The sequence below is a fragment of the Acrocarpospora sp. B8E8 genome, assembly GCF_039871605.1.
In the GTDB taxonomy this organism is placed as follows: domain Bacteria; phylum Actinomycetota; class Actinomycetes; order Streptosporangiales; family Streptosporangiaceae; genus Acrocarpospora; species Acrocarpospora macrocephala.
The window spans coordinates 33295-43785 of record NZ_JBDPLV010000085.1; the positions used below are offsets into that span (position 1 = coordinate 33295).

Genomic DNA, 10491 nt, shown 5'->3' on the forward strand with positions numbered 1-10491 from the left:
GTGTTACCCCTAGACTGAGCTCTGGCCAACCGGAACGTCGATCTAGCGCAAAGAGACCGGCGCCCCCCGGGCTGGACGTCCCTCGCCCCCTAGACTGGCATGCCGTGATGCGCCCGTGATCCATTTTGATAATGTGACCAAGGTCTACCAGAACCAGAACCGCCCTGCTCTCGACCACGTATCCGTGGATGTGGACAAGGGCGAGTTCGTATTTCTCGTGGGACCTTCCGGATCGGGGAAGTCCACGTTCCTCCGACTGGTGCTCAAGGAGGAGCGGCCCAACTCCGGCGCCATCCATGTCGCCGGCAAGGACTTGGCCAAACTCTCCAACTTCAAGGTGCCGCACCTGCGGCGCCGGATCGGCTGCGTGTTCCAGGACTTCCGGTTGCTGCCGAACAAGAACGTCTACGAGAACGTCGCGTTCGCGCTCGAGGTCATCGGCAAGCCCCGGCGGTTCATCCGCAAGGTGGTGCCCGAGGTGATCGAGCTGGTGGGCCTGGAGGGGAAGGCGCACCGCATGCCCGACGAGCTCTCCGGCGGCGAGCAGCAGCGGGTCGCCATGGCGCGGGCCTTCGTCAACCGTCCGATGATCCTGCTGGCCGACGAGCCGACCGGAAACATCGACCCCGCGACGAGCATCGGCATCATGAAGGTGCTCGACCGCATCAACAGGACCGGCACCACCGTGCTCATGGCCACGCACGACGCGGCGATCGTCGACTCCATGCGCAAGCGTGTGGTGGAGCTGGAGGATGGCAAGATCGTCCGCGACCAGTCGCGGGGTGTCTACGGCCAGGCGTACTAGAAGAAGGAAGCATGCGGGCGAATTTCATCTTCTCCGAAGTCTGGATCGGGCTCCGGCGCAACCTCACGATGACCATCGCGGTGATCGTGACCGTCGCCGTCGGCATGGCGCTGCTGGGCGTGGGGCTGATGATCAACTCTCAGGTCACCTCCATGACCGGCTACTGGACCGACAAGGTCGAACTCTCGGTCTACCTGTGCGGGAAGGACTCCCCGTTCCCCGCCTGCCGCGAGTCTGGCGCGATCAGCCGGGAGCAGAAGGTCGCCCTGGAGACGACGATCAAGTCGATGCCGGAGGTCGACTCCGTCGTGTTCGAGGACTCGGCCAAGGCGCTGGAGAACTTCAAGCTCTCCGAGAACAACCGCACGCTCTCCTCCATCGTCAAGGTCGAGGACATGCCGGAGTCGTTCCGGGTCAAGCTCAAGGATCCGGAGAAGACGGCCGCGATCACCCAGAGCATCGAGGGCCAGACCGGTGTCTCCAACATCATCAACGAGCGTGACCTGCTGGACAGCTACTTCGGCTTCATGAACCGGCTCCAGGCCATGGCGCTCGGCGTGGCCTTCCTGATGGTCTGCGCGGCCACCCTGCTGATCGGCAACACGGTCCGGCTCTCGGCGTACAACCGGCGCCGGGAGACCGGCATCATGCGCCTGGTCGGCGCCTCCAACGTCTACATCCAGCTGCCGTTCGTGCTGGAAGGCGTGATCGCCGGCCTGATCGGCGGCGTGTTCGCGGCGGTGCTGCTGATCATCACCAAGGTGGCGCTGTTCGAGGGCATCCAGACCTACATGGCGGTGCCGCTGGGCTGGGACACGGTGGCCGCGGTCATCACCGGAACCATGGCCGTCGGCGTGCTCATCTGCATCCTCGCCTCGTTCATCACACTCCGCCGTTATCTGCGTGTGTGACGAGCGCCGGTAGGCTCTCTGCCATGCCACGTGAGACCGGGCGCAAGGTCATCGCCCAGAACAAGCGTGCCCGCCACGACTATTTCATCGAGGACACCTACGAGGCCGGTCTGGTCCTGACCGGCACCGAGGTCAAGTCCCTGCGGGCGGGCAAGGCCAACCTGACCGACGGCTACGCCACCGTCGAGAACTATGAGACGTGGCTGTACAACGTGTACATCCCCGAGTACAGCCAGGGCACCTGGACCAACCACGCCGCGCGGCGCAAGCGCAAGCTGCTGCTGCACCGCAAGGAGATCGGCAAGATCGAGGCCACCCTCAAGGAGCGCGGCCTGACCCTGGTGCCGCTCGCCCTGTACTTCAAGGACGGCCGCGCCAAGATCGAGGTCGGCATCGGCCGGGGTAAGAAGGACTACGACAAGCGTCAGACCCTGCGGGAGAAGCAGGACAATCGCGAGATGTCCCGCGCCCTGTCCAACGCGGTCCGGCGCAAGGGGGGCCGCTAGGCCGTGGCTCCTCGTCGTGTCCGGCTCGCGCTGGCGTTAGGGCTGCTCGTCCCCACGCTGACCGCCTGCTTCGAGGAGCCCGCCCCCCACGAGGCGATCCGCGACTTCCTCGTCGGCTGGGAGAGCGGCGACTTCGCCATGGCCGCCCGCCGCGCCGACGCGGACGAGGCCTCGGTCCGCAAGGCGCTCGGCGACGCCGGCCTGCACCTGGACGCCGCCTCGCTTCGCTTCAAGCTGCTCTCCATCACCCGGGACGGCGACACCGCCAAGGCCAGCTTCCAGGCCGAGGTGGACCTCGGGGAGAACAACCCGCTGTGGACCTACGACAGCATGCTGCCGCTGCACCTGGTCGACGGCCGCTGGAAGGTCCGCTGGTCGCCCAGCGTCATCCACCCCGACCTGCACGAAGGCCAGCGCCTGGCGGTCAAGGTGGACCCGCAGGGCCGCCAGCCCATCATCGACAGGTTCGGCGACACCCTCCAGGACGAGGACACGCAGTATGTCGCCCAGGTGATCCCGGTCCAGCTGTCCGACCCCGCCCGGCTCTGCCAGGAACTCGCGAAGGTGACCGGTTTCGCCCAGGACCGGCTGCTCAGCCGGATCCTGTCCGCCCCGCCCACCGACGCGGTCCCGCTGGCCACCTTCGGCCGCGCCAAGTTCAACCAGATCAAGACCCAGCTCGATCGCATCGACGGGCTCCAGATCGTCGACGTCAAACCGCCGGTGGCGCCCAAGTCGCCCGTGCAGATCGTCGGCCGGGTCAGCGCCGTCACCGCCGAGAGCGAGCAGCAGCTCGGCGGCCCGCAGCGGGCCGGCGACACCGTCGGCCGGGATGGCCTGCAGCGCGCCTACCAGGACCAGCTCACCGGCTCCACCGAGACCCGCGTCATCGTGCTGGACACCAAGACCTGGGAGACCGTCAAGGAGCTCAAATCCTGGCCCGGCCGCAAGAACACCCCCGTCCGCACCACGATCGACTCCCGCCTGCAGCGCGCCGCCGACCTGGCCGTGGCGGGGACCCAGCCGGTCGCGCTGGTCGCCGTGGACGCTCCCACCGGCCAGGTGCTCGCCGTCTCCACCAAGGACCTGAACCAGGAGAAGGACGCGCTGGCCGGCAAGTTCCCCGCCGGCACCACCTTCTCCATCATCGCCACCGAAGCCCTGCTCAAAGCCGGTCTGGACGTCGGCCAGAAGATCCCCTGCACGGCCGACCGCACCGTCGGCGGCGCCCGCTTCCAGCAGACCGGCGTCACCTCCTCCGCGCCCACCTTCGAGGCCGACTTCGCGCACGGCTGCGTGACCGCGCTGGCTTCGATGGCCCGCCGCGTGGACGAGGGCGCCCTCGCTGACAGCGCCGCCGCTTTCGGCATCGGCGCGCCCTGGGGCCTGCCCCTCAGCAGCTTCAGCGGAACCGTCCCCGCCGGGACCACCGACGCCGCCCGTGCCAAGATCATCGCGGGTTCCAGCGTGCGCGTCAGCCCGCTGGCGATGGCGCTGGTGGCGGGGGCCGTACGGGCCGGGACCTGGCACCCGCCCACCCTGGTCACCGCCCCCTCGTCCCCCGACCCCACCCCCGAGACCATCCCCAAGCCGCCCGCGCCCCGCCCCCTCGACGCCGGCATCGCCGCCGAACTCCGCTCCCTCATGCGCGCCGGCGTCGCCACCGGCTCGGCCCGCGCCGCCGCCGCCCCCGGCGATCCCGTGTACGGCGTGGCGTCCACGGTCACCTACGTCGAGAAGAAGGAACGCAGCCAGCTCTCCTGGTTCGTCGGCTGGCAGGGCGACGTCGCCGTCGCCGTCATGATGCGGGGCGCCGACCCGGCGGGCGCCTCCTCCGTGGCCGGCGCCTTCTTCAGCGGCACCAGAAAAGATTTCTGACCCCGGGCAACCATCCCGGCCCTCACCTGCGTCTTCTCAAGTGACCGGGTTCCGCTTGGGGGGTTGCGGACCCGGTCAACGACCAGGGCTCCATCTCGGGGGGAGCCCTGCTGTCCGGACCGGCTCGACCCTGCCGGTCGGCCCCCGGAAGCCTGCTGCTTCCGGGGGCTTACGGTGTTGTTTCAGGAGTCTGCTGCTCCTGGGACTTACGGGTTCTGAGGGCCCGCTGTTCTGGGGCTTATGGGTGCCGGGGCTTGCTGCTTCTGGGGCTTATGGGTTCCAGGGGCCTCGCGCGCTGCTGGAATACCGGTTCGCATGATGGCGTTGACGGCTGTAAGGTTGCGTTGCCTGTCTCCGCTCCGGCGGGGCCGGGGTTGACAATTCCACAGGGGGGTGACCGGTTTCGACTTCGACATTTCAAGGCAGGGGAAGCGGGCCGAGGACGGCGGACATAACCTCGTTAACACTGTGACCGCAAACCAATAAGTGCCGATAACACGAGCACTCCGGCTAGCCAGCGTACGCTGGCTCTCGCTGCCTAAGCAGCCGAGCTAAGCCGTGTCAGCCCGGGACCGCCTCCGGCCCGGGACCTGGCATCGCTAGGAGGCTAAACCTCTTGACCCGGTCGCGGGGCCAATAGGGAAACCAAACAGCGACTGAGCCCGTCGGCGACTCGCCTGTGAGATCGCCGGGGCTGAGAAACTCACAACAGGCTGCGCCCGGAGAAGCCCTGGCTCGGTGCCGAAGGACGCGGGTTCGATTCCCGCCACCTCCACGAATGGGACGACCCTGGTCGGAAGCCCTTTGGGCTTTCTCCCCAGGGTCGTTTCGGTTTCATACGGGGGGACGACCCCCCGAGCCCCCCGGTGTGGGGGGCCGAGCCCCCCACGCCCCCCGAGCTATCGCGTTGCCGTGTTCGGGTAAGCAAGTATTGGTTCCGCTCGGCGGCGGGCTGCTTGGTTGGAAGCCGTTTTGCGTTATATGGGGGCGATCTTTCATGCATTCCGGTGTGAACCCAACTTGTCCTCCACCGCACCTGAGATTCCTCCACCACACCTGAGATGGTGGATGCCACGGCGGTGGCGGGGCCGGGCAGAGCCCGGGGGAAACCAAAAGGGCTGGGTGGGTGGGAGAACCACGGGATCGAGCTGCCGCCTATTCGGGCGACCACGGTGCTGGCGGGGGCGGGCGGAGCCCGAGGAAAAACAGAGGGCTGGGTGGGTGGGAGAACCACCGGTTGGTGGCTGGCGTTTCGTGCGGGGGGCGCAGTCTCCTACGTCCCCTGAGGTTGCTTGCCCCCAAAGGAAGTCCTACACCAGCAGACCTTAGCCAATTCGTACAAAGCCAATGCTCACCTACTCAACCACGACAACCGTGTGCTGGGGGTGGGTCGTTATTGGATGGCGTGGGGTTTGGGGTGTTGGTAGCGTTTTGGCGTAGACCGGCCGTGGGACTTCGGTGTGACTTCCGGAAACCGCCTCTGAAGCGATGCTTCGCAGTTCGTGCCATCATTCCCCGGCCGGTCGGGCGCTACCAGGGGATGGTTGATGGAGAGCTACGCTGACCTGATCGAGTGCGAGGATGTGCTTCTTTTCGCTAATGCGGCGATTGCGGCGACGGGGCAGCGGGAGTTCCATGGGACGGGGGCGGAGCAGCGGTTCTCGCTGGGGTTTCTGCACCAGTATGTGCAAGGGAATTATCCGGATGTCTATGCGGCGATGCTGGCCTTGGACATCAATGATCATAATGCGGCGATGATCATTCGTAACGTGCTGCGGGAGCGGGGGCCGGTTGATGGTGGGCTGGTCGCCTGGCGGTTGGGGCGGATGCGGCCGGGCAGGGTGTATCGGCTCTTTCAGGAGTTGCGGCGGGATGGGGTCAACAACCGGCGGACCCGGGCGATCGTGCGGGACTGGCTGGGTGGGCGGGCGGATCTCGCGTTCGACGCGGTCAAGTATCGGGCGGGGGTGAAGGCGGCGGTGCGCCATGCGCATCTGCGGCTGGAGGGGGAACTGGGGGATTTTCTGTTCGCGCCTCGGCGGAGGGCTCGGTTCGAGACCGAGATCCTTGAGGTGTGGCGGCGGGCTCACTACGAGAGCGCGGCGTTGTACGAACTGCCGTACACGGTGGCGGAGGGTTTCGCGGCCCGGCGGGGGATCAGTCGTGCGGTCTTCCTGGAGCGGATCACGCCTCGGCTGACCCGGCTGGAGCGGTTGCGGTTGACGGAGTCGGCGCGGCGGAAGGGTGTGGACACGCAGGCTGATCTGGCTGCCATGCCGCTGGTCAGGCTGGCCTCCTACGCGCTGGCGCTGCCGGCGGCGAAGCGAGGAGCCGACATCGAGGCGGCGCTGCGGGCGTCGGCGGCTCGAGCGGCGGGGGCGCACGCGGGGACGTGGGGGGATGTCGTCGCGGTTCTGGATGACAGTTTCTCCTCCTACGGATCGCCGGTGAAGCGGCGGCGGCCGCTGGCGGTCGCGCTGGGCTGCCACTACCTGCTGGGGGTGCTGGCCGGGAACTACCAGGCATTGTGGCTGTCGGGCCGGTCCGATCCGCTGCGGGCGCGGCCGGTGGGGCCGACGGGGCTGGGGCAGCGGATCATCGACGCCCTGGAGTTGAGGCCGGAGCGGCTCGTCATCATCTCGGACGGGTGGGACAACGCGCCGCCAGGACTGGCCGCGGAGGTGCTGCGGGTCTGGCGGCGCAAGCTCGATCCGGGGAAGGAGGTCAGCATGGTGCATCTGAATCCGGTCTATGACGCGGAGCGGTTCGAGGTGCGGCGGTTGTCGCCGATGGTGCCGACGGCGGGGATTCGGGACGCGGAGGATCTGCCTGCTCTGGTGGAATTGGCCTCGTTCGCGGAGGGCCGTACGGGGCTGGCCGAATTGAAGGCGTATCTGGCGGATCGGGCGGCACGGCGATGATCGACTTCAGCGGGCTGGAGACCCGGCCCGCGCAGACCTGGGGTGCGGTGCGGATGGTGCCGCTCGTACGGCCGGAGCCCATCAGGGACCTGCGGCTCCACGCCAAGATCTACGGCGACGAGCCGTCCCTGGTCGCCCTGCCGGACAAGACGTCCTATATTTCCTACATTCCGCATGCCTTTGTCGCATCCTGGACCAAGGACGGCACGCCGGCGGCAGCGTACGGCACCCAGTTGGGGCAGCCGTTGCGGCACATCGGCATCCGGACCCGGCGGCGCATGGCGCGGCGGGTGGACAAGGACCGGCTGCGTTTCCTGCCTCTGCACCTCGCGCTGGAGGGTTATCTCGCGCTGCATTTCGGCGGTCCTTCGATCGCCTGGGAGGAGTGGACACAGCGGGCGCTTTCGCATGGCCTCTCGCCCCGGATCGAGGCCGCCTACAGCGGCGCGGACATCCAGGATCTCGACGACGCGCTGCGCGTGTTCGAGTTCTATCCGGGACAGTGCGGTCTGCTGCTCTACGTCGCGGACACGCTGGCCAGCGCGTTCGTCGTGCCGCATCCGGAGGACTACCAGGCTCTGCATCCCACGCTGATCCGCGACTTGTACGGCGAGCTGATCTACGAGTACGCACTCTTCTATCCCGCCAGGGACTTCATCGCGACGATCGACGCGACCACGGTGTCCTCGCTGGCCGACCTGCGGGCTCAGGCCGTGCGGCGGGAACGGGAGTGGGCCGAGTTTCATGATTCGGTCATGACGGAGGGACTGCTGACCTCCACGGAACGGGGGCAGGTGGTGTACCGGCTCGGGCGGTACACGCTGCGGCGGTGGCTGCCGTCCTTCGAGCGGCAGCGGGAGAACCACCTCAGCGAGACGATCACGGACGACGAGGGGCGGCTGGCGTATCTGAAGACCTTCCGGCTGTCCGAGGCGCAGAGCCGACGCGGGTACCTGCTCGACCAGCTGGCCGAGCACGACTGGCATCTGCCCAGTACGGCGGAGGCGCTCGGCACCGACGTGGCCGGGCTCGGGTTGCGCCTGGAGCGGGCCGGCTTCGGGCACCTGCTGCGGCAGGACATCATGGATGCCTACCGCAAGGCCAGACGGTGACCCCCCCGGTGGCACGTTTCGTGTTGTGCCGCGGGTCACGGGTTGCCGCTGTTGCACCTTGCTGAGCCTTGGCCCTCGTCGGTCACGCGTGGCGCTGACCCGGTAGATGTTGTCCTGGTGAGTGAGCAGGGGAACGTCACGCCGGAGAGATTGAGCGCTCCCATAAGTCCCAGCGCCAGGCGATCTGCATGCCCGCACGTTCGTATAGTGCGAGTGCTCCTGTGGGGTTCTCCGAATCGACATTCAGCATCGCGTCGTGGAGGTGGCGGTGGGCGAATGTGGCGAATGAGCGGCGGAGGAGGTGCGCTGCGATTCCGCGTCCTCGGTGGGTCGGGAGGACGCCGACCTCGGTCACCCAGCCGCGGTTGCCGTCGATATGTGCGGTGAGGGCGCCGACGGGTTGTCCATTGTCGGATGCCACGAGCCAGAGAGTTGGGTCGTGGCTGGGGCTGCTTACTGCTTCCTCGGCCCATAGATCGAATGGCTCTGGGTGGTAGCCCCAGTCGGCGGCGAATGCCCCTTGCAGGACGGTGTGGATGGCGATGAGATCGTCTGAGGGCTTGAGCCCGATGATTTCGATTCCCTCCGGTGCTGGGCCTGGCTCGATCGATTCGGCCAGGTTGATTCGCATGTACCAGAAGTGGCGGACCGGGCGGAGGCCTCGGGTTTGGAGCAGTGCTGCGGCGGCGTGGTCTGTGGCGTTGATCGAGTGGCGGAAGCGGCCGGAGGGGAGTTCGGCCAGCAGTTCGCGAGCTCGTTCCTCGATCTTGTTCAATAGCGACGAACCGATGCCCCGTGCCCGGTGCGTGGGGTGGACGGCCCCCCATGATCTGACGACACCGCGCTCTCCGAGCATGGCGTGCGCGTAACCGACAACCGTTCCAGCACTATCGAGAACTATCCATGCGTCGGTCGCCAGGTTAAAATCCCCTCGGTTCCACTCTTCTTTCACGAAACCGGCGCCCAGAATGCTCTGCTCGATCTCACCAGGATCATCGGCGATGAGCACATCCGCTACCGCATCGAGATCGTCCAGCGTTGGCGCGCGGAAGCCGTACCCGGCGGGCAGAACCATGGGCCGGAAGCTACCAGCGGCATAAGAATCAATGCCACTGGTTTACGACCTACTAGCGTGGCCTGCACGTGGACGCCCATGCACACTGCGTGCTGTTTGTCAGGTGGGGTTGGAGCGGACGAGGCGGAGGAATGCCTTCAGGCCGGTGATCAGCTCCTGATTGTCGCTCAGGCCGTCGACGGTTTCGTCGAAGCGGCGGGTCATCTGGGTGATGCGGCGGTTCAGGTCGTGGTCGCCGGTTTCCGTGGCGACCTGGAGGGCCGTCAGTTCCGCTCGGGTCTGGTTGAGTTTCTCGTCGAGATCGCGGACCGTGTCGTCGAGTTTGGTGCGTGCCTCGGTGAGGTCGGTGATCTGGGCGCGGAGCGTGGCGACGTCTTCGCGGGGGTAGTGGAGCTCCTGCATCAGGGTGCTGACACGTTCCCGCAGATGGGACATGTACGACCCGGCGGGGCGGAAGGCGGTGGCCAGCAGGTAGAAGCCCGCGAAGTAGTAGCCGACCTGGGCGCCGGAGAAGAACGTGATCACCGCGATGACGGCGGCGGAGACGATGTGCCCGGCCACGGCGAACCGGAGCATCCGGCGGGCGATCTCGGCTGCCTCGTCCTCGCGGGCCTGGGGGACTTCGATGCCACGCTCTCGGGACAGGTGGGCCTCGTGGATCACGCTTCGGGCGGAGAAGTAGAGGTTCCACGGCACGGTCAACAGGACGAGCAGCCAGATCAGGCTGATGGCACCGACCAGCACGGCGAGCAGGGTGCTGGGGGCGACCCCGGTATGGAAGGTCAGCCAAGCGGCAAAGATCGCGAAAGCCAGCGATACAAGGAAAATCCACCATTTCATGGGAACAATGATCTTTTGGGGTGCCTGCTCGCGACACCGCTGTCGTACTCATCTTCACCTGAGGATGTAGTCAACGGCGTGGGGAGGACTTGGCGGATCGCGGTGACCAGGAGTGAGTACCCAGTGCCTGTTGCCCCCGATGTTCCTGGAGAACAACCGGCGCATCACCGCGCTGAGCACCGTCATCTGCCTGAGCCTGGATCCACCGAGCCGAATCTGATGCGAATGTTGTGAAATGGGGAGAGGTGCCCTGCGAGCTGGGATGATGGGAGTTCTTCAGGCTTCCAGCAACCAGATCGATCGGACACCTCTCAAGTGCGTTGCGGCATGAGGCCGCTCGTGATGAGTAGCTACGTCGATGTGGAGGTTCGGATGAGGTGATGCCGAGGGCGTAGCCAGATCAGTGTCCGAGATCTGTCTCCACCGTGACGTGCGTGGCCGGT

8 protein-coding genes and 1 other RNA gene are annotated in these 10491 nt (G+C 66.7%); 7 read left to right on the plus strand and 2 right to left on the minus strand.

The window, feature by feature from the left end:
- The first annotated feature begins 115 nt into the window (after positions 1-115).
- From ftsE to ABGB08_RS46860, 7 genes are all read left to right on the plus strand, one after another.
- Positions 116-805 (plus strand): cell division ATP-binding protein FtsE, encoded by a 690-nt coding sequence (ftsE, locus tag ABGB08_RS46830; protein WP_155361691.1) that lies wholly within the window; start codon positions 116-118, stop codon positions 803-805.
- 11 nt (positions 806-816) lie between these two features.
- Complete coding sequence (ftsX, locus tag ABGB08_RS46835) at positions 817-1716, plus strand: permease-like cell division protein FtsX (RefSeq protein ID WP_347604460.1); 900 nt, start codon at positions 817-819, stop codon at positions 1714-1716.
- Positions 1717-1739: 23 nt separating this feature from the next.
- The gene (gene smpB / locus ABGB08_RS46840) at positions 1740-2222 is read left to right on the plus strand and encodes an SsrA-binding protein SmpB (RefSeq protein WP_155351806.1); all 483 of its coding nucleotides are present in this window, start codon (positions 1740-1742) and stop codon (positions 2220-2222) included.
- A gap of 3 nt (positions 2223-2225) precedes the next feature.
- Positions 2226-4100: a penicillin-binding transpeptidase domain-containing protein gene (locus ABGB08_RS46845; protein ID WP_347604464.1), complete on the plus strand. Its 1875-nt coding sequence runs from the start codon at positions 2226-2228 to the stop codon at positions 4098-4100.
- A gap of 389 nt (positions 4101-4489) precedes the next feature.
- Positions 4490-4878, plus strand: a transfer-messenger RNA (tmRNA) gene (gene ssrA, locus ABGB08_RS46850).
- A 769-nt stretch (positions 4879-5647) separates the two neighbouring features.
- Positions 5648-7021, plus strand: a complete 1374-nt coding sequence (locus tag ABGB08_RS46855) for a hypothetical protein (RefSeq protein ID WP_347604467.1) — start codon at positions 5648-5650, stop codon at positions 7019-7021.
- Positions 7018-8133: a hypothetical protein gene (locus ABGB08_RS46860; RefSeq protein WP_347604470.1), complete on the plus strand. Its 1116-nt coding sequence runs from the start codon at positions 7018-7020 to the stop codon at positions 8131-8133. The genes ABGB08_RS46855 and ABGB08_RS46860 overlap by 4 nt, the downstream gene beginning before the upstream one ends.
- A gap of 136 nt (positions 8134-8269) precedes the next feature.
- Here the strand turns inward: ABGB08_RS46860 and ABGB08_RS46865 are convergent, their stop codons facing one another.
- Together ABGB08_RS46865 and ABGB08_RS46870 are read right to left on the minus strand one after the other, a co-directional pair.
- Positions 8270-9208 (minus strand): GNAT family N-acetyltransferase, encoded by a 939-nt coding sequence (locus ABGB08_RS46865; RefSeq protein ID WP_347604473.1) that lies wholly within the window; start codon positions 9206-9208, stop codon positions 8270-8272.
- Positions 9209-9307: 99 nt separating this feature from the next.
- Complete coding sequence (locus tag ABGB08_RS46870) at positions 9308-10048, minus strand: hypothetical protein (protein WP_347604476.1); 741 nt, start codon at positions 10046-10048, stop codon at positions 9308-9310.
- Positions 10049-10491 lie beyond the last annotated feature (443 nt).